The organism is Rhodococcus sp. NPDC058505, assembly GCF_042720095.1.
Classification (GTDB): Bacteria; Actinomycetota; Actinomycetes; order Mycobacteriales; family Mycobacteriaceae; genus Rhodococcus_G.
This window is the reverse complement of sequence record NZ_JBHXNB010000001.1, coordinates 325,351-343,513: the sequence shown is the minus strand read 5'-3', so window position 1 is coordinate 343,513 and position 18,163 is coordinate 325,351. Positions and strand designations below refer to the sequence as shown.

The 18,163-nt window shown below is 70.8% G+C and carries 19 protein-coding genes; 11 read left to right on the top strand and 8 right to left on the bottom strand.

All coding sequences use genetic code 11. The annotated features are described in order from the left end of the window. The first annotated feature begins 78 nt into the window (after positions 1–78). The gene (locus tag ACFWPA_RS01520; protein ID WP_378506334.1) at positions 79–1,059 is read left to right on the top strand and encodes a heme o synthase; all 981 of its coding nucleotides are present in this window, start codon (positions 79–81) and stop codon (positions 1,057–1,059) included. A gap of 23 nt (positions 1,060–1,082) precedes the next feature. Here ACFWPA_RS01520 and ACFWPA_RS01515 read toward each other — a convergent pair whose 3' ends face one another. After that, positions 1,083–2,048, bottom strand: a complete 966-nt coding sequence (locus tag ACFWPA_RS01515) for a quinone oxidoreductase family protein (protein WP_378506335.1) — start codon at positions 2,046–2,048, stop codon at positions 1,083–1,085. A 33-nt stretch (positions 2,049–2,081) separates the two neighbouring features. Here ACFWPA_RS01515 and ACFWPA_RS01510 point away from each other — a divergent pair, with 33 nt between their 5' ends. Further along, positions 2,082–2,447, top strand: a complete 366-nt coding sequence (locus ACFWPA_RS01510; protein ID WP_378506336.1) for a hypothetical protein — start codon at positions 2,082–2,084, stop codon at positions 2,445–2,447. A 61-nt stretch (positions 2,448–2,508) separates the two neighbouring features. On the opposite strand, the gene ACFWPA_RS01505 is transcribed toward ACFWPA_RS01510, so the two are convergent. From ACFWPA_RS01505 to mptB, 6 genes are all read right to left on the bottom strand, one after another. Further along, entirely contained in the window at positions 2,509–3,000 is a 492-nt protein-coding gene (locus ACFWPA_RS01505) for an SRPBCC family protein (RefSeq protein ID WP_378506337.1), read from the bottom strand. A 63-nt stretch (positions 3,001–3,063) separates the two neighbouring features. Then, positions 3,064–4,044, bottom strand: coding sequence for a heme A synthase (locus tag ACFWPA_RS01500; protein WP_378506338.1), 981 nt, complete (start codon positions 4,042–4,044; stop codon positions 3,064–3,066). 144 nt (positions 4,045–4,188) lie between these two features. Next, positions 4,189–5,676 carry a hypothetical protein gene (locus tag ACFWPA_RS01495; RefSeq protein ID WP_378506339.1) on the bottom strand — a complete coding sequence of 496 codons (1,488 nt, stop codon included), beginning with the start codon at positions 5,674–5,676 and terminating at the stop codon, positions 4,189–4,191. Positions 5,677–5,744: 68 nt separating this feature from the next. Beyond that, on the bottom strand, positions 5,745–6,539 hold the full coding sequence (locus ACFWPA_RS01490) for an ABC transporter permease (protein WP_378569507.1): 795 nt from the start codon (positions 6,537–6,539) through the stop codon (positions 5,745–5,747). Between the two features lie 2 nt (positions 6,540–6,541). Continuing rightward, a complete protein-coding gene (locus ACFWPA_RS01485; protein ID WP_378506341.1) occupies positions 6,542–7,480 on the bottom strand; it encodes an ABC transporter ATP-binding protein in 939 nt (312 codons plus the stop codon). After that, entirely contained in the window at positions 7,477–9,228 is a 1,752-nt protein-coding gene (gene mptB / locus ACFWPA_RS01480) for a polyprenol phosphomannose-dependent alpha 1,6 mannosyltransferase MptB (RefSeq protein ID WP_378506342.1), read from the bottom strand. The genes ACFWPA_RS01485 and mptB overlap by 4 nt, the downstream gene beginning before the upstream one ends. Positions 9,229–9,265: 37 nt before the next feature. Between mptB and ACFWPA_RS01475 the strand changes: the two genes are divergently transcribed. From ACFWPA_RS01475 to ACFWPA_RS01445, 7 genes are all read left to right on the top strand, one after another. Beyond that, complete coding sequence (locus ACFWPA_RS01475; protein WP_378506343.1) at positions 9,266–10,063, top strand: helix-turn-helix transcriptional regulator; 798 nt, start codon at positions 9,266–9,268, stop codon at positions 10,061–10,063. Positions 10,064–10,168: 105 nt separating this feature from the next. After that, positions 10,169–11,617: a Fe-S cluster assembly protein SufB gene (gene sufB, locus ACFWPA_RS01470; protein ID WP_378506344.1), complete on the top strand. Its 1,449-nt coding sequence runs from the start codon at positions 10,169–10,171 to the stop codon at positions 11,615–11,617. After that, positions 11,617–12,816, top strand: a complete 1,200-nt coding sequence (gene sufD / locus ACFWPA_RS01465; protein ID WP_378506345.1) for a Fe-S cluster assembly protein SufD — start codon at positions 11,617–11,619, stop codon at positions 12,814–12,816. Before sufB ends, sufD begins: the two co-directional genes overlap by 1 nt. Before the next feature lie 55 nt (positions 12,817–12,871). Further along, positions 12,872–13,663, top strand: a complete 792-nt coding sequence (gene sufC / locus ACFWPA_RS01460; protein ID WP_378506346.1) for a Fe-S cluster assembly ATPase SufC — start codon at positions 12,872–12,874, stop codon at positions 13,661–13,663. Between the two features lie 4 nt (positions 13,664–13,667). Continuing rightward, a complete protein-coding gene (locus ACFWPA_RS01455; RefSeq protein ID WP_378569504.1) occupies positions 13,668–14,963 on the top strand; it encodes a cysteine desulfurase in 1,296 nt (431 codons plus the stop codon). Position 14,964: 1 nt separating this feature from the next. Next, positions 14,965–15,444, top strand: a complete 480-nt coding sequence (gene sufU, locus ACFWPA_RS01450) for a Fe-S cluster assembly sulfur transfer protein SufU (RefSeq protein WP_378506348.1) — start codon at positions 14,965–14,967, stop codon at positions 15,442–15,444. Then, entirely contained in the window at positions 15,441–15,851 is a 411-nt protein-coding gene (locus ACFWPA_RS01445; RefSeq protein ID WP_378506349.1) for a metal-sulfur cluster assembly factor, read from the top strand. Before sufU ends, ACFWPA_RS01445 begins: the two co-directional genes overlap by 4 nt. A 76-nt stretch (positions 15,852–15,927) precedes the next feature. Here the strand turns inward: ACFWPA_RS01445 and ACFWPA_RS01440 are convergent, their stop codons facing one another. After that, on the bottom strand, positions 15,928–16,347 hold the full coding sequence (locus ACFWPA_RS01440; protein WP_378506350.1) for a hypothetical protein: 420 nt from the start codon (positions 16,345–16,347) through the stop codon (positions 15,928–15,930). Positions 16,348–16,571: 224 nt separating this feature from the next. Here ACFWPA_RS01440 and ACFWPA_RS01435 point away from each other — a divergent pair, with 224 nt between their 5' ends. Together ACFWPA_RS01435 and ACFWPA_RS01430 are read left to right on the top strand one after the other, a co-directional pair. Then, on the top strand, positions 16,572–17,702 hold the full coding sequence (locus ACFWPA_RS01435; protein WP_378506351.1) for an NAD(P)-dependent alcohol dehydrogenase: 1,131 nt from the start codon (positions 16,572–16,574) through the stop codon (positions 17,700–17,702). Further along, entirely contained in the window at positions 17,699–18,160 is a 462-nt protein-coding gene (locus ACFWPA_RS01430) for a DUF4334 domain-containing protein (protein WP_378569502.1), read from the top strand. Before ACFWPA_RS01435 ends, ACFWPA_RS01430 begins: the two co-directional genes overlap by 4 nt. Positions 18,161–18,163: the final 3 nt, after the last annotated feature.

The window sequence follows — 18,163 nt, the reverse complement described above, 5'->3', positions numbered from 1 at the left end:
GGATGTCGCACGGCGCCAGGCCAGTGGGGCGAACCGTGATACCGGGCCCTCGTCGGGGCCCGAGAAGTAGGAGTGACGGTGCGGATAGTGGAGCGTGGCGGACACGGTCTCGCTGGTGCCCCCGATGCCACCCCCCGGAACGGGTCGGACTCCCTCTGGGGTCGGATCACCGGGAAGGTTCTCGCCTACCTGGCGCTGACCAAGCCACGGGTCATCGAACTTCTTCTGGTGGCGACGATCCCGGCGATGCTCCTCGCGGATCGCGGCACCGTCGACTTCCCGCTGATCCTCGCCACCCTGTTCGGTGGCTGGATGGGCGCCGCCAGCGCCAACACCCTCAACTGTGTCGTCGACGCCGACATCGACAAGGTGATGAAGCGCACCGCGCGCAGGCCGCTGGCCCGGATGGCGGTCCCCACCTCGCACGCGCTGGTGTTCGGCCTGGTGCTCGGCGCCGCGTCGTTCTGCTGGCTGTGGTGGGCGGCGAACCTGCTCGCCGGCATCCTCGTGCTGCTGACCATCGCGTTCTACGTGCTGGTCTACACGATGGTGCTCAAGCGGCGGACCTGGCAGAACGTGATCTGGGGCGGTGCCGCCGGCTGCATGCCCGCGCTGGTCGGCTGGGCCGCCGTCACCGGCAGCCTGAGCTGGGAACCGATCGTCCTGTTCCTCGTCGTCTTCTTCTGGACGCCGCCGCACACCTGGGCGCTGGCAATGCGGTACAAGGAGGACTACAAGGCGGCCGGGGTGCCGATGCTGCCGGTGATCGCCACCGAGGAGCGCGTCACCAAGCAGATCCTCGTCTACACCTGGTTGACCGTCCTGACCACCCTGGTGCTCGTTCCGGCCGCCGGCGTCATCTACGCCGCCGTCGCGCTCGTCGCAGGCGCCTGGTTCCTGCTCATGGCGCACCAGCTGTACTCGGGGGTGCGGAAGGGGCAGCCGATCAAGCCGCTGCGCCTGTTCCTGCAGTCGAACAACTACCTCGCGGTCGTGTTCTGCGCGTTGTCCGTCGATGCCGTCCTCGGCTGGGACACCGTCGCCACGTTCTTCTCCTGACCCCGCACCGCCCGCGCCCGCGGTCAGGGAAGCAGGACGATCGACCCGGTCGTCCGGCGGGACTGCAGATCCCGGTGCGCCTGCGCGGCGTCGGCGAGCCGATATGTCCCGCCGACCCGGATGGTCAGCGTGCCGTCGGCGATCGCCGCGAACACGTCACCGGACCGCCACAGCAACTCCTCCCTGGTTCGGGTGTAGTGCGCCAGTGTCGGGCGGGTCACGAACAGCGAGCCTGCCGCGTTCAGGCGCTGCAGGTCGAACGGCGGCACCGGGCCGCTCGCCGCACCGAACAGCGCGAGGGTGCCGCGGACCCGCAGCGACGCCAGGCTCGCCTCGAAGGTGTCGGCCCCGACCCCGTCGTACACCGCAGCGACCCCGTCACCGCCCGTCAGTGACCGCACCCGCTCGGCCAGGTCGGTGCCGTACCGCAGGACCTCGGCCGCCCCGCACTCCCGGGACAGCGCCTCCTTCTCGCCCGTCGATACCGTCGTGATCACCCGGATGCCACGCGCGACCGCGAGCTGCGTCAGGATCTGCCCGACCCCGCCGGCGCCCGCGTGCACCAGAATCGTCTCGCCCGGCTGCGCCGGATACACCGAGTGCAGCAGGTAGTGGGCGGTCATCCCCTGCAGCAGCGCCGACGCGGCCTGCCCGGCCGGAACGTCGGCAGGCACCGGCACCGCGGCCGCGGCGGGTACGACGACGAGTTCGGCGTAGCTCGACGGCGCGTCCGCCCACGCCACCCGGTCCCCGGCCGCGAGATCGGTGACGTTCGCGCCGACCGCCTCGACGACACCGGTGCCCTCGCTGCCCGCGATGTACGGCAGGCTCATCGGATAGGCGCCGGTGCGGCGGTAGGTGTCGATGAAGTTCACGCCGACCGCGTCGGTGCGGACCAGGACGTCATCGGCGCCGGGAACCGGGTCGGGCTGGTCGGTCAGGGTCAGGACGTCGGGTCCGCCGAACTCGGCGACGGTGATTGCGCGCATGAACCCGATTCTGCCCTGTCGTATCCTGAGCGCATGAGTGTGGACACCCAGGATTCCGGCGCGGCAGCGCCGTCCGTCGTCGCGCCGGCCCGCACGGTCACCGCGGTACGCAAGTTCGTCGCCGAGCACGGTGGTTCCGCGACCGCCGTCGTCCAGCCGATCGGCCTCGACGGGGTGCGGATCACCCTCGTCGGCGCCGACGGCGTCCTCGGCGACCAGGTCGTCGACGACCTCGCGACCGCGAAGGCCGTCGTCGCGGGCGTCGACGGCGTCACCGCCTCCGGTTGGGAGCGCTCGGTGACCAGCATCGTCACCCCGCGGGTCGGGCACTGGCAGAAGATGGCAGGCTGGGTCGCGAAGCAGACCCGATTCCCGAAGGCCCGCAACGGCCTCGGCTGAACCACGACACGACGGGCCGGCTCACCGACAGCGGTGAGCCGGCCCGTCGCGTTCCGGACAGCTACCGGTCGGCGAGCCGGGTGAGTGCGGCCAGGTTGGCGGCCATGCCGTCGCGCCACACCGACATCCGATGCTCCAGGATCACGGCCTCCTGCTCCGGATGCCGGTCGATGAACTCCGACAGCGGGGACGCGCCGGTACCGACCTTCGCCCACTGCCGGACGACGGCACCGCTGTCGCCGCCGTCGACCTCGAAACCCCAGAGCGCGATCGGGGACTCCGCCGCCCCGACCCGCCAGACCCAGCGCCTGCCGTTCTCGACCTCGACGACCTCCGACTCGGTCTGCCACTCGCCCATCACGGTGTTGGCGTTGTGCCCACGGAACCGGGCGCCCACCGCGACCCCGGTCGCGCCGTCCAGCCACTCGACCCGCTGCAGTTCGCCGTCGGTGCGGGTCGGCAACTCGATGTCGGTGACCAGGGCCCAGGCCCGCTCCGGGCTACAGGTGAGGCGTTCGGTGACCTCGACGGTGGGGGTGTCGCGCAGACGCATGCCGGCTCCTTCGGATGGATGATCGGAGGTGACGCTGCGCAGATCGTATTCGGTGGGACCCGATCAGTCCGCGACCGCTCCCGCCGTCGCCGCCCCGACACCCGCACGCACCGGTTCCCGCACCCGACCCGCCGCGTACAGCGCCGCGGTGGCGGCGGTGCAGGCACCGGCCAACGCGACATGGATCGACACCAGCGCGGCGGGCACATGCGTCCAGAACTGGACCAGCCCAATGCACGCCTGCAGCGCGACCAGCGCGACCACCACCTTCAGGCGCAGCTTCAGCGCGTCCCGCGCAGCGACCGCGTACAGCGCGAACCCGAGGCCGACCAGCAGCGCCAGGTAGGCGACCAACATCTCGGCATGCAGATGCACCAGATTCGTGATGTCCAGGTCGAGCCGCTCCACGGTCCGTTCCGGATTCTTGTCCCCGGCATGCGGCCCGGCACCGGTCACCATCGTGCCCGCAACCAGGGTGGCCGCCAACGCGACCCCGGACAGCGCCGTCAGCCAGCGCAACTGCCTCGGCAGCACCACCGTGTCGACACCGTCGTCGGGCTGATCGATCTTGTGGTACAGGATCACCGCCAGCCACACCATCGCCATCGACACCAGCAGGTGAATCGCGACGGTCCACCACAGCAGCCCGGTCAGCACGGTGATGCCGCCGATCACCGCCTGCAGCACCGTCGACGCCGGCATCAGCCAGGCGTAGACGAGGACCTCACGGCGACGGGCGGCGCGGGTGACCGCGATGACCACCGCCGCGGACACGGCAACGACGACGAACGTCAGCAGCCGGTTACCGAACTCGACGGCCTGATGGAACCACGGCGCGGTGGAGGTACCGGTCGGGATGAAGCTGCCCGGATGGCACTGCGGCCAGGTGGTGCAGCCGAGGCCGGACGCCGTCACCCGCACCACGGAGCCGGTGACCGCGATGCCGCCCTGGGCGACGATCACCGCGAACGCGATCCACTTCTGAACGGCAAGCGACGGCAGGGGCAGACGGTTGACCAGGCTCACGAACCCGCGATACAGCACGGGGTCGATCGTAGAGCCCGGTCAACTACGCCGTGTCGTTGGGGCGGCTCGCCGCCGTGTCGTCGGTCCGGCTTGCCGCCGTGTCGTCGGTCCGGCTTGCCGCCGTGTCGTCGGTCCGGTTCGCCGCCGTGCCACCGGTCCGGCTCAGCCGCGCGCCACCCGCACGACACCGTTGAGGGTGCCCTGCAGGTAGTCCCCGTCGTCGGTGATCAGGCCGGACATCTGGATCGTGTCGCCGAGCGTGCTGCGCGGCAGGTCCGTGGTGGCCCGGACCGCGCCGTTCGCCGGGTCGATCGCCGCGAACGTGAACCCGTCCAGCGCGCCGCCGGTGCCCGAGCGCAGCACCGTGTAGATGTTCCCGTCGGCGGCGGACAGGTGCGGGACCGCGGCACTCTTGACGTCGGTGTCCCAGACGACCGTGCAGCCCGCCGCGCCGACGTCGACCCGGGTCATGCCGCCCGCGAACGGCGCGGACCCCGGCACCGACGGCCCCGCGCTCTCCGGGACGGCCGGGTACGGGTAGCCGTAGGTGCCCGCGACGAACACGCTCGACCCGACCGCGATCGGTGAGTTCTCGCTGCCCGGACCGCCGTCGGCCAGGACCGGGGTGGAGCACACCTGCGCGCCGTCGGAGACGCGGTACACGAGCAGCGAGACCCGGGTGTCGGCGTTGTCGACGATCGTCACGTACTCGTGCCCGGTGGCCGGACCGAAATAGGTGGGGGTGGAGCCGGTACCCCAACTGAGTTGGCCGGGCTTGCGGGCACTGCCCCGGTCGTAGGCCGTGCGCCAGTCGATGCGGGGGGTGCCGTCGGGACCGGCCGACAGCTGATAGAGCGCGTGCGTGGTGGCGACGGAGGTGCCGGACGGCGAGGTGGAAATGCTGTTCTCGACGCGTTCCCCGGCGGGCAGGTCCACCGTCCGGGCCACCCCGGCGGCGTCGACCACGCCGACCCGCCCGGCGCCGGTCGCGAACCACACGTTGCCTGCCCAGTCCGGGGAGAGGCCGGTCACGGCGTCGTCGGCGGCGATCGCGCCGGACAGGTCGACCGATTCGTCGACGGACAGGGTCCACCTGCCGCCCGAGGCGGCGTGCCCGATCCGGACCAGCCGCCGGGTGCCGTCGACCGCGACGAGGCGGTTCTCGTTGTCCAGGTACGCGTAGACGCCGCCGAGCAGGCTGCCCTTCGGCAGTTGCAGCTCGGCCAGCGACGCGCCCGCGGCCCGGCCACCCGTCGAGGCGGACGCGATCGAGCCGAGGTCGGTCGACCCAAGCCCGCCCGCGGACCCGGACGCGTCGGTGTCGATCAGGTGCACCGTCGGGTTCCGGCCGACCATCGTGGTGCATAGCGCGAGGACCATCGAGTCGGATCCCTGCAACAGCGTCGGGCAGGCCGAGGCGAGCGAGGTGGCCCCGACCGTCAGGTTCCCGGTGCCCGGACCGGCGAGCGGGGTGACGTCGGAGGAGCCTGCGTCGCTATGCATCGTCGAGGTCCCCGGGGGTCCGAGGAATGGGTTGTGCGGGGCCAGCGGCCCCCAGGTCGGCTGCGCGGCTGCGGCGCCCGCGCCGAGCGAGACGGACAGGGTGGCGGCGGACAGCGCGGCGATGGCGCGCAACGTTGCGGTGAGCACGGACACTGATCTTGCACAATTGCGATCCGGAATGGGTCGAAACGTCGCAGCGCCACCCCGATCCGGGGTCAGGTGAACTTGAACCAGCGGGTCGCGAGCCACGCCGCGACCGCCCCCCACACCACGATCACGGCGATCGCGAACCAGTCCACCGACCCGGCGACCGCGTGGTCGAGGGCCTCCGCGAGCGCACCCGACGGCACCAGCCGCGCCAGGGTGTGCAGCGCGTCGGGGATACCGTCGCCGCCGAACACGACCGCACCGATGCCTGCCATCACGAACCACAGCACGTTCGCGAGCGCGAGCACGATCTCCGCCTTCAGCGTCCCGCCGAGCAGCAGCCCCAGCGCGGCGAACATCGCGGTGCCGAGTGCGATCACGACCGCACCGCACAGCAGACCGACCACGCCCGGTCGCCAGCCGAGGGCGAACCCGATCCCGCCGAGCACGAGCATCTGGATCGCGACGACGATCACCACGGCCGCCGACTTGCCCGCGATGATCCCCCAGCGGGGCAGCGGTGTCGCGCCGAGCCGCTTCAACGCCCCGTAGCGTCGGTCGAACCCGACCGCGATGGCCTGACCGGTGAACGCGGTCGACATGACCGCGACCATCATCACCGCGGGCATCACCCGGTTGACGCGGGGATCGCCGAGGTCACCGAACGGCAGCAGGGTCAGGCCGATCAGCAGCGTGATCGGAATGAACATGGTCAGCAGCAGCTGCTCGCCGTTGCGCAGCAGCAGCGTCAGTTCCATCCGGGTCTGCGCCGCCAGCATCCGCGCGGGCGGCGCGGCCTGCGGGCGCGGTGCGAAGATGCCGGGCTCGAACCGGTTGTCGGCGAGGCGGTCGGTGCGGGACATGGTCAACCCCGAAGCTCCCTTCCGGTGAGGTCGAGGAAGACGTCCTCGAGGCGGCGCTGGTCGATGCGGATCTCGGTCGCGAGCACGTTCAGCCCCGCACACCAGGTGGTGACCGCGACGAGCACGGACGGGTCGATGTCGCCCTCGACGACGTAGCTGCCTGGGCTCGGCTCGCTAGGGGTGAAGCCCGCGGGCAGCGCCGCCGCCAGCGCGTTCAGGTCGAGGTGCTCGGGGGCGGTGAACCGGAGTTGGCCCGCCGCCCCGTGCCGGGTCAGTTCGCTGGGGGTGCCCTCGGCGACGACCCGGCCGTGGTCGATGATCACGAGGCGATCGGCGAGGGCCTCCGCCTCGTCCATCAGGTGGGTGGTCAGCAGCACCGACACCCCGTCCCGCCGCAGCGCGTCGATCAGCTCCCACACCATCAGCCGGGCCTGCGCGTCGAGGCCAGCGGTCGGCTCGTCGAGGAATACCAGCTCGGGGCGGCCGACCAGGGCGCACGCGAGCGCCAACCGCTGCTGCTGCCCGCCCGACAGGCGCCGGTACGGGGTGCGGACCGCGTCGGTGAGACCGAGTTCGCGCAGCAGCCACGCCGGGTCGAGCGGATCCGCCGAGTACGCGGCGACGAGATCGAGCATCTCGCCCGCCTTGGACCCGGGATAGGCGCCGCCGCCCTGCAGCATCACCCCGATCCGGGCGCGCACCTCCCCGGACGCGGTGACCGGGTCGAGCCCGAAGACGCGGACGGTGCCGCTGTCGGGCCGCTGGAAGCCCTCGCACATCTCGACGGTGGTGGTCTTCCCCGCGCCGTTCGGTCCGAGCAGGGCAAGGACCTGGCCGCGGTCGAGGGACAGGTCGAGCCCGTCGACCGCGGTGGTCTCGCCGAACGTCTTGACGACGGCATCGAGTTGGAGCACGGGCGGTGCGGACGCGGAAGAACTCACGGGACCCCAGCGTAGGCGGCGGCCGATGGGCGTCCGTCGCCGGACTCCGCCCGCCACGGCAGCAGGTTGCGGGTGGCGACGATGACGGAGCCGCACACGAGGATCGTCGCGATCGCCGCCTGCACGATGATGAACGGTTCGTACTCGCCGCCGTTCGGCATCACGATCAGGCTCACCACGGACGAGAAGGCGATGGCCGGGATCCGGAACACCGGCCGGGTCGCCCACGCGGCGAGCGGGATCACCGCCCACAGCAGGTACCAGGGCTGGACGACGGGGAACAGCAGCACCAGGAAGCCGAGCGAGACGCCGAGTGCGCCGACCGGGTGGATCCGGCCGACCAGGACGGCGATCAGCATCCGCAGCGCGATGAACGCGGCGACCAGCGAGGCGATCGGACGGGTGAGGCCGAGGACGGCGGTGGTGTGGTCACCGAGACCGAGCAGGACTCCCGCAAGGCCGGTGCCGAGACCGAGCAGCGTCGGCAGCGACATCCAGCTGCGCACCTCGTTCGCGGTGCCGAGGGTGTCCGGGTTGAGCCACCCGAAGCCGAGCCCGCTGACCAGGCTGACGCCCGCGATCACCGTCACCGACACCCCGAGCAGCAGCGCCGCCGCCGAGCCAACGGACCGCAGCGACCCGCCCCACCGCCGGGCCAGCGCCATCCCGACGAAGCCGAGGGCGAGCAGCGTCGGGATCTTCACGGTCGCGGACAGCGCGATCAGTCCGGAGCCGGCGAGCAGCAGCCCGAGGCCGCCGCCGCCCCCGAACCGGAGCGGGGCGGACTGTTCGATGGCCCGCAGCGCGAGCTCGAGCCCGGCGAGCATCAGCCCGATCATCAGGGCCTCGTTGTGGATGCCCGCCACCAGGTGGAACAGCAGCAGGGGATTCGCGGCGCCGAGCCACAACGCGCTGACCGCGGCGACCCCGCACCGGCGGGCCAGCCTGGGTAGCGCCCACACGATCAGCGCGACACCGGCCAATGCGAGCAGTCGGTGCAGGAAGATGCCCGCGACGATGTTGTCCCCGGTGATCGTCGAGATGCCCTTGCCGAGCCAGATGAACAGCGGTCCGTACGGCGCGGGGGTGTCCCGCCAGATGTTCGGGACGGTCCGGGCGAGGACGTGATCCACCCCGAGGGCCTGCGCGGGGCCGATCGCGTACGGGTCCATGCCGCGGGCCGCGATCTCGGACTGCGCGAGGTACGAGTACACGTCCTTGCTGAACATCGGCGGCGCGATGGTGAGCGGAATCACCCACAGCAGCAGGGTGCGGTCGAGTTGGGAGCGGGTCAGCCGCCGCACCGGTGACCCGGCGCGCAGCGAGCCGATCGCGAAGCGGCCGAGCAGCAGCCAGGCCAGCACCACCATCACGCTGCCGGTCAGCGTGATCGTCATCGCGACGCTCGGCATCCGCGCGGGCAGTCCGAGGAGCCGCATCCCCTGAACGGGATTCTGCAGGACCGGTTGGGCCCCCGCGCCGAGGGCGCCGAGGGTCATGAGCAGGGCGCCGGTGGCGCCGAAGCGCCGCACGCGGCGCAGCTGCTCGGTCTCGGTCGCGTTCAGCCCCGGCGCCTCCGCCTCGTCGCCGTGCAGGCTGCTGACCACGAACCGGTCCGGGCGGCCGTCGAGTCCGAGCGCCCGGACGGCCAGCGTCCTCGACCGGGACAGCACGCGACCGACCCGACCTGTCCGGGGTCCGGTCGTCACGCTGTCACCGGGCTCCGGTGTGTCGTCGGTCTGCGGCACACGTCGAAGCGTAGCGGCCCTACCCAGGGCACCCTTGGTGGACCGTCGGATCGAATTCCGTCACACTGGTGTTGTGAAAACGGCAGCAACCCCCAACGCGTACGGTGAAAGCGCAGGTCACGTGCCTGTAGCTGCGCCGCGTCCGGGGCAGTCGCCGGCCACGGTGGCGGGTCATGAGGGTCACACCCGGGCCGCCGTCGTCACCCTCCTTCTGGAGCGGGGGCCGATCACCGCGACCGAGATCGGTGCCGAACTCGGGTTGAGTGCGGCGGGCGTGCGGCGTCACCTTGAGGTGTTGATCGACGCGGGGGAGGCCCGCGCAACGCGGTCCGCCAGCTGGCAGCAGAAGGGGCGCGGCCGCCCCGCCAAGCAGTTTCAGCTCACCGCGGCGGGCCGGTCCCGGCTCGGACACTCCTACGACGACCTGGCGGGCGCCGCGATGCGCCAGCTCAGGGAGATCGGCGGCGACACCGCGATCGTCGAGTTCGCCCGCCGCCGCGTGCAGACGATCGTCGCCGACATCGACCCCGCTGGCGGGCACGACCCCGTCGAGGTGGAGCAGACGGCAGGCTCGATCGCCGAGGCGTTCACGTCCGCCGGCTTCGCGGCAACCACCCGCCCGGTCGGCAACGGCGTGCAGATCTGTCAGCATCACTGCCCGGTGTCCCACGTGGCGTCCGAGTTTCCCGAACTGTGCGAGGCGGAGACCCAGGCCTTCGCCGAACTGCTCGGCACCCACGTTCAGCGGCTCGCGACGATCGCGAACGGCGACTGTGCCTGCACCACCCACGTGCCGCTGGTTCCGCCGGGGGCGCAGCACCAGGAAGCGACCTGACCTGACCTCCAGCACCTCACCCCGACACCGTCATCTCCGTGGGCGCTCAGCCCGCACCGCGGATCCGAGAAGTACCAACGCAACAAGACTCCGGAAGGAGCTCGCATGACCGTCACCCAAGACCAGGCGGCCGGTGGTTCGCAGGCCATGACGCAGGACGAGACCATTGCCTCGCTCGGCCACTACGGCTACGGCTGGTCCGACTCCGACGTCGCAGGCGCCAGCGCCCAGCGTGGCCTGTCCGAGGCCGTCGTGCGGGACATCTCCGCGAAGAAGAACGAGCCGGAGTGGATGCTCGACATCCGCCTCAAGGCGCTCAAGACCTTCGACAAGAAGCCGATGCCGCACTGGGGCTCCAACCTCGAGGGCATCGACTTCGACAACATCAAGTACTTCGTGCGGTCCACGGAGAAGCAGGCCGAGTCCTGGGAAGACCTGCCCGAGGACATCAAGAACACCTACGACAAGCTGGGCATCCCGGAGGCGGAGAAGCAGCGGCTGGTCGCCGGTGTCGCCGCGCAATACGAGTCCGAGGTGGTCTACCACCAGATCCGTGAGGACCTTGAGGCCCAGGGCGTGATCTTCCTGGACACCGACACCGGGCTCAAGCAGCACCCGGAGATCTTCAAGGAGTACTTCGGCTCGGTGATCCCCGCCGGGGACAACAAGTTCTCCGCGCTGAACACCGCCGTGTGGTCCGGCGGGTCGTTCATCTACGTGCCGCCCGGCGTGCACGTCGACATCCCGCTGCAGGCCTACTTCCGGATCAACACCGAGAACATGGGCCAGTTCGAGCGGACCCTGATCATCGTCGACGAGGGCGCCTCCGTGCACTACGTCGAGGGCTGCACCGCGCCGATCTACAAGTCCGACTCGCTGCACTCGGCGGTCGTGGAGATCATCGTGAAGAAGGGCGGCCACTGCCGCTACACGACGATCCAGAACTGGTCGAACAACGTGTACAACCTGGTGACCAAGCGCACCAAGGTGGACGCGGGCGGCTCGATGGAGTGGATCGACGGCAACATCGGCTCCAAGGTGACGATGAAGTACCCGGCCGTGTGGATGATGGGCGAGCACGCCCGCGGCGAGGTCCTGTCGGTCGCGTTCGCGGGCGAGGGCCAGCATCAGGACACCGGCGCGAAGATGCTGCACCTGGCGCCGCACACCTCCTCGACCATCGTGAGCAAGTCCGTTGCCCGTGGCGGCGGCCGGTCCTCGTACCGCGGCCTCGTCCAGATGAACAAGGGCGCGCACGGATCGAAGGCGAGCGTGCAGTGCGACGCGCTGCTCGTCGACCAGATCTCCCGCTCGGACACCTACCCGTACGTCGACATCCGCGAGGACGACGTCTCGATGGGTCACGAGGCCACCGTCTCGAAGGTGTCCGCGGACCAGCTGTTCTACCTGATGAGCCGTGGCCTCACCGAGGAAGAGGCAATGGCGATGGTGGTGCGCGGCTTCGTTGAGCCCATCGCCAAGGAGCTGCCGATGGAATACGCCCTCGAGCTCAACCGCCTGATCGAACTGCAGATGGAAGGGGCCGTGGGTTAGTGGCCAACGCAAGTGAGGCGACCGGCGTGAAGGCCGCCGTCGCCGGTGAGAATGCCGTGCCTGCCGCAAATAAGGGCGAGGTCTTCACCTCGTTCGACGTGAACGCGTTCGAGGTGCCCGCCGGCCGTGACGAGGCGTGGCGGTTCACCCCGCTGCGCAGGCTGCGCGGCCTGCACGACGGCACCGCGGTCCGCTCCGCCGATGCCACCGTCGAGGTGTCGGCAGCGGACGGTGTCACCGTCGAGACCGTCGGTCGCGATGACTCCCGCCTCGGGCAGGGTGGTGTTCCCGCGGATCGTGTTGCCGCGCAGGCCTACTCGAGCTTCGAGACCGCGACGGTGGTGACCGTCGGCGCCGAACGTGAGGTCGCCGAGCCGGTCACCGTCGTGGTCACCGGCCCCGGCGCCGGCCAGGTCGCGTTCGGGCACATCCAGATCCGGCTCGAGGCGTTCTCCGCCGCGACGATCGTGCTCGACCAGAAGGGCAGCGGCACCTACGCCGAGAACGTCGAGTTCGTCCTCGGGGACAGCGCCAAGCTGACCGTCGTCGCCGTCCAGGACTGGGCCGACGACACCGTGCACACCGCGGCCCACCACATCCGGGTCGGACGGGACGCGACGCTGCGCTACACGGCGGTCACCCTCGGCGGCGACGTCGTCCGGGTCACCCCGACCGTCCGCTACGACGGCCCCGGCGGCGACGCGGAACTGCTCGGCCTGTACTTCGCGGACGCGGGCCAGTTCTTCGAGCACCGGCTGCTCGTCGATCACGCGCAGCCGCACTGCAAGTCGAACGTCGTCTACAAGGGCGCGCTGCAGGGCGAGGCGGGCGGCGCGCACAGCAGGGACGCGCACACCGTGTGGGTCGGCGACGTCCTGATCCGCGCGGCGGCCGAGGGCACCGACACCTATGAGATGAACCGCAACCTGGTGCTCACCGACGGCGCCCGCGCCGACTCGGTGCCGAATCTCGAGATCGAGACCGGCGAGATCGTCGGTGCAGGCCACGCCAGCGCCACCGGCCGCTTCGACGACGAGCAGCTGTTCTACCTGCGCTCGCGGGGCATCCCGGAGGATCAGGCCCGCCGCCTGGTGGTCCGCGGGTTCTTCCACGAGGTCATCAACCGCATCGCGGTCCCCGAGGTGCGTGAGCGTCTCGAGGCCGCCATCGAGGTCGAACTCGCCGCGGTCGGCGTCTGAGACCGGACGCCCGTCACCGCCCTCGACACACCACATTCCCAAAGGACTTCATCACATGACGACCCCCGAAAACTCCGTGCTGGAGATCAAGGACCTGCACGTCCGCGTCGCGCAGACCGACGAGAACGCCGAGCCGATCACCATCCTCAAGGGCGTGAACCTCACCGTCCGCTCCGGTGAGACGCACGCGATCATGGGCCCCAACGGGTCCGGCAAGTCCACGCTGTCCTACGCGATCGCGGGCCACCCGAAGTACGAGGTCACCTCCGGCAGCATCACCCTCAACGGGGAGGACGTGCTGGAGATGAGCGTCGACGAGCGCGCCCGCGCTGGCCTGTTCCTGGCGATGCAGTACCCGGTCGAGGTGCCGGGCGTGTCGACGTCGAACTTCCTGCGCACCGCCGCCACCGCCGTCCGCGGTGAGGCACCCAAGCTGCGGCACTGGGTGAAGGAGGTCAAGGAGGCGATGACCGAGCTGGAGATCGATCCGGCGTTCGGTGAGCGGTCCGTCAACGAGGGCTTCTCCGGTGGCGAGAAGAAGCGCCACGAGATCCTGCAGCTCGGTCTGCTGCAGCCGAAGATCGCGATCCTCGACGAGACCGACTCCGGCCTCGACGTCGACGCGCTGCGCATCGTCTCCGAGGGGGTCAACCGCTACCAGGAACGCGAGCACGGCGGCGTCCTGCTGATCACCCACTACACCCGCATCCTGCGCTACATCACGCCGCAGTTCGTGCACGTGTTCGTCGGCGGCCAGGTGGTGGAGTCCGGTGGACCCGAGCTCGCCGACGAACTCGAGGCGAACGGCTACGTGCGGTTCACGCAGGCCGCGGCCGCGGGAGCCTAACTTCATGACCACCACCGCGGCCGCGCTCGACGTCACGAGCATCCGCAAGGACTTCCCGATCCTGGCCCGCACGGTCCGGGACGGGAAGCCGCTGGTCTATCTCGACTCCGGCGCGACATCGCAGCGGCCGGTGCAGGTGCTCGACGCCGAACGCGAGTTCCTCACCACCTCCAACGCGGCCGTGCACCGCGGCGCCCATCAGCTCGCCGAGGAGGCGACCGACGCGTACGAGGAGGCCCGCGCCGCGATTGCCCGGTTCGTCGGCGCCGACCCCGACGAGCTGGCGTTCACGAAGAACGCGACCGAGGCGCTCAACGTGGTGACGTATGTGCTCGGCGACGACCGGTGCGACCGGCACGTCGGGCCGGGCGACGAGATCGTGATCACCGAGCTCGAGCACCACGCGAACCTGGTGCCGTGGCAGGAACTGGCGCGCCGCACCGGTGCGACCCTGCGCTGGTACGGCGTCACCGACGAGGGCCGCATCGACCTGGACTCGCTCGAGCTGAACGAGAACGTGAAGGTCGTCGCGTTCACCCACCAGTCCAACGTCACCGGCGCGGTCGCCCCGGTCGAGGAGCTGGTGCGGCGGGCACGGGCGGTCGGCGCGCTGGTCGTGCTCGACGCCTGCCAGTCGGTGCCGCACATGCCGGTCGACTTCCACGGCCTCGACGTCGACTTCGCGGCGTTCTCCGGGCACAAGATGCTCGGCCCGTCCGGTGTCGGCGTGCTGTACGGCAAGCGGGACCTGCTCGCGGCGATGCCGCCGTTCATCACCGGTGGCTCGATGATCGAGACGGTCACGATGGAGGCGAGCACCTACGCGCCGCCGCCGCAGCGGTTCGAGGCGGGCGTGCCGATGACCTCCCAGGTCGTCGGGCTCGGCGCTGCGGTGCGGTACCTGGAGGCGATCGGGATGGACGCCGTCGCCGCGCACGAGCACGAGCTGACCGCGCTGGCCCTTGAGCTGCTCGCAGGCATCGACGGGGTGCGGATCGTCGGACCGGCCACCGCCGAAAACCGGGGTGGCGCGGTGTCGTTCGTGGTCGACGGGATCCACGCCCACGACCTCGGGCAGATCCTCGACGACGAGGGCGTCGCGATCCGGGTCGGGCATCACTGCGCGTGGCCGCTGCACCGCCGGTTCGGCATCGCGGCGACCGCGCGGGCCTCGTTCGCGGTGTACAACACCGTCGACGAGGTGCATGCGCTGGCGGCCGCGATCCGGCGGGCCCAGGAGTTCTTCGGGACGCACCCGAGCACGGGCGGCTCCGACGACACGATCGACGGGGCGTCCTGAGATGCGGATGGAACAGATGTACCAGGAGGTGATCCTGGACCACTACAAGCATCCGCACGGCCGCGGGCTGCGGGAACCGTTCGGTGCCGAGGTGCATCACGTGAACCCGACCTGCGGCGACGAGATCACGCTGCGGGTCGCGATCACCGACGACGGCCGGGTCGGCGACGTGTCCTACGACGGGCAGGGCTGTTCGATCAGCCAGGCGTCGACGTCGGTGCTGTTCGACCAGATCGTCGGGATGCCGCTCGACGAGGCGCTGGGCACCGTCGAGGCGTTCAACGAGATGATCACCAGCCGGGGCACCGTCGACGGCGACGAGGACGTGCTCGGTGACGGCATCGCCTTCGCCGGGGTCGCGAAGTACCCGGCGCGGGTCAAGTGCGCGCTGCTGGGATGGATGGCGTTCAAGGACGCCGTTGTTCAGATAGTCGACGACGGCACGACGGTGCCGGCAGGGACCGGAGGAATCGCATCATGACCGACACCACTGCGGCGGAGACGCCGGACTCGGCAGCCACCCCCGACGAGGCCGGGCAGCCCGCGGCGCCGCTCACCCCCGAGCAGCAGGCGTTCGTCGACGACCTCGAGGAGGCGATGCGGGACGTCGTCGACCCCGAGCTCGGGATCAACGTCGTCGACCTCGGACTCGTGTACGGCATCTCGGTCGACGAGGCGGCGGAGACCGTCGCGACGATCGACATGACCCTGACGTCGGCGGCGTGCCCGCTGACCGATGTGATCGAGGAGCAGGCGCGCGGGGCGCTGGTCAAGAGCGGCCTGGTCGACGAGCTGAAGATCAACTGGGTCTGGATGCCGCCGTGGGGTCCGGACAAGATCACCGAGGACGGGCGCGAGCAGCTGCGCGCGCTCGGGTTCACCGTCTAGAGATCCGCGCCCGACACGAACGGGAGCCCACACCGCGCCGGACGGCACGGTATGGGCTCCCGTTCCGCGTTGGCGGTCAGCAGCAGGTCGGGTCGGTGATGAACATCGTGAGGCCGATCTGCTTGAGGAACCCGTTGATGGCGTCGCCGAACGGATCGGCCGCCGCCACCTCGACGGTGACCGGGGACCGACCCATCCCGCCGCCGCAGTTGAACGTGACGGTGTGTGGTCCCGGCGTGACGTTCGTGAACAGCGTCGAGCCGGGGGCGTCGAGGGTGACCTGGTAGTGCTGGACCGGCCCACTCTCGAGGTGGGCGTTGCAGGTGGAGGTGCCTCCCGGCGTCGATCGTTCGGTGGCGACGAGCACCCGGGTGGGTCCCGCGGTGACGGTGGTGGTGAGGTGGCTGCTCGCCTGGGCGGGCCCGGCGCCGACGAGGAAGACCGTCGGCGCGAGCAGGGCGGTCGCGGCAAGCGCGCGCGCTGTGTGGGTGACCATGATGAGACCCCGTGTTCGGATTCGATCAGCCCGGATTGGCTGAGGGGGCATCTCGATCGTCCCACCGGACGTCCGCGCGGAACAGGGAACGCGCGTTCGACGCCGGGGCAGCCGATCGCGGAATCCCGTCGAGACCCGGTGCGGTGCCCTACACTCGCGCCGGATGTGAGTCGCGATTCGCTGCCGGGTTCGGGCGGATCCGGACCGACGCAACTGGGGGAGCGGTGGGAACACGAGCGCGTGCTGCGGTGCTGACCGGCATCGGTGAGCCGGTGCGGGTCCGGGACGTCGAGATCGACACGCTGCGCGAGGACGAGGTGCTGGTGCGGATCGCGGGGGTGGGGATCTGTCACACCGATCTGACCGCGGCCGCGGGCGGAGTCCCGATCCCGCTGCCCGCCGTCCTCGGTCACGAGGGGGCCGGGACGGTCGAGGCGGTGGGCAGCGGCGTCGATACCCTCGCGCCCGGCGACCGGGTGGTGCTCAGCTACTCGGCGTGCCGGGACTGCCGCAGCTGCCACAACGGGCACCCCGCCTACTGTCGGCACTTTGCGGTCCGCAACTATTCGGGCCGCCGTCTCGACGGCACCACCACACTGCACATGAACGGTGCTGCGCTGCACGGAAACTGGTTCGGCCAGTCGTCGATGGCCAGCCACGCGGTGGTGCGTGCCGCCGACGCGGTCCAGGTGTCCGGCGACCTCCCGATCGAACTGCTCGGGCCGCTCGGGTGCGGTATCCAGACCGGGGCGGGGGCGGTGCTGCGGGTGCTGCGCCCGCGTCCCGGCGCCTCGATCGTGGTGTTCGGCGCCGGAGCCGTCGGGCTCGCCGCGGTGCTCGCCGCCGTCGTCGCCGAGTGCGCGTCGATCGTCGTCGTCGACCCGCTCCCGGACCGGCGCGAGCTGGCCCTGAGCCTCGGCGCGACCGCCGCCGTCGACAGCGCCGAAGCGGACCTGCTCCGGCTGCTGCGGACGGCGACCGGCGGCGGCGCCGACCACAGCGTCGACACCGTCAGCACCCAGGAGGTTCTCGCGGCCGCGACGGCGGTGCTGCGCTCGCCGGGCAGCTGCGCCACCGTCGGGCTGCGCGGCAACCGCAACCCGGTGACGCTGGACCAGTCCGCGCTGCTGATGGGGCGCAGCGTCACCGGTGTGATCGAGGGCGACGCCGACCCGCAGCAGTTCGTGCCCGAGCTGATCGCGCTGTGGCGCTCGGGACGCTTCCCCTTCGACCGGATCCTCACCCCGTTCGCGTTCGACGACCTCGACGCCGCCTGGGAGGCCGCCCGGACCGGCGCCGTGGTCAAACCCGTCCTCGTCCTCGGCGCGAACCCCGATCAGGAAGGAACCCGATGAACCACCACGAGCGGACCGAGGAGCTTCTGGCAGCGGAGTCCGTCGACCCGCGGGACCTGGACCGGTTGTGGGCGCAGCTGCCGGTGGTCGGGGTCGACGAGCTGTCGGGGCGCTGGCGGGGCCGCGGTTTCCGGACCGGGCACCGCACCGGCAGGCTGCTGGACACCACCCGCTGGTACGGCAAGACGTTTGGCTCCCGCGTCGACGTGCAGCCGCTGATCTGCCGGGGCGAGAACGATGAGCTGTTCTCCGACGTCGCGGGCGGCAACGGCGAGGCCAGCCTGTGGATGGTCGAGTTCCGCGGCGAGGTCACCGCGACGATGGTCTACGACGGGATGCCGGTGTTCGACCACTTCAAACGGGTCGGCGAGGACACGCTGCTCGGGGTGATGAACGGCAAGAACGTGCTCGACGGCGGGGAGCACTTCTGGTTTGTGCTCGACCGCGACGGGGCATGAGCG

What these genes read in the sequence shown, in the direction of transcription:
- sufU (WP_378506348.1), top strand. Translation starts at nt 14,965, where the DNA reads ATGCGGATGGAACAGATGTACCAGGAGGTGATCCTGGACCACTACAAG.
- ACFWPA_RS01510 (WP_378506336.1), top strand. Translation starts at nt 2,082, where the DNA reads ATGAGTGTGGACACCCAGGATTCCGGCGCGGCAGCGCCGTCCGTCGTC.
- ACFWPA_RS01430 (WP_378569502.1), top strand. Translation starts at nt 17,699, where the DNA reads ATGAACCACCACGAGCGGACCGAGGAGCTTCTGGCAGCGGAGTCCGTC.
- ACFWPA_RS01440 (WP_378506350.1), bottom strand. Translation starts at nt 16,347, where the DNA reads ATGGTCACCCACACAGCGCGCGCGCTTGCCGCGACCGCCCTGCTCGCG.
- ACFWPA_RS01505 (WP_378506337.1), bottom strand. Translation starts at nt 3,000, where the DNA reads ATGCGTCTGCGCGACACCCCCACCGTCGAGGTCACCGAACGCCTCACC.
- sufB (WP_378506344.1), top strand. Translation starts at nt 10,169, where the DNA reads ATGACCGTCACCCAAGACCAGGCGGCCGGTGGTTCGCAGGCCATGACG.
- ACFWPA_RS01490 (WP_378569507.1), bottom strand. Translation starts at nt 6,539, where the DNA reads ATGTCCCGCACCGACCGCCTCGCCGACAACCGGTTCGAGCCCGGCATC.
- ACFWPA_RS01515 (WP_378506335.1), bottom strand. Translation starts at nt 2,048, where the DNA reads ATGCGCGCAATCACCGTCGCCGAGTTCGGCGGACCCGACGTCCTGACC.
- ACFWPA_RS01445 (WP_378506349.1), top strand. Translation starts at nt 15,441, where the DNA reads ATGACCGACACCACTGCGGCGGAGACGCCGGACTCGGCAGCCACCCCC.
- sufC (WP_378506346.1), top strand. Translation starts at nt 12,872, where the DNA reads ATGACGACCCCCGAAAACTCCGTGCTGGAGATCAAGGACCTGCACGTC.
- ACFWPA_RS01455 (WP_378569504.1), top strand. Translation starts at nt 13,668, where the DNA reads ATGACCACCACCGCGGCCGCGCTCGACGTCACGAGCATCCGCAAGGAC.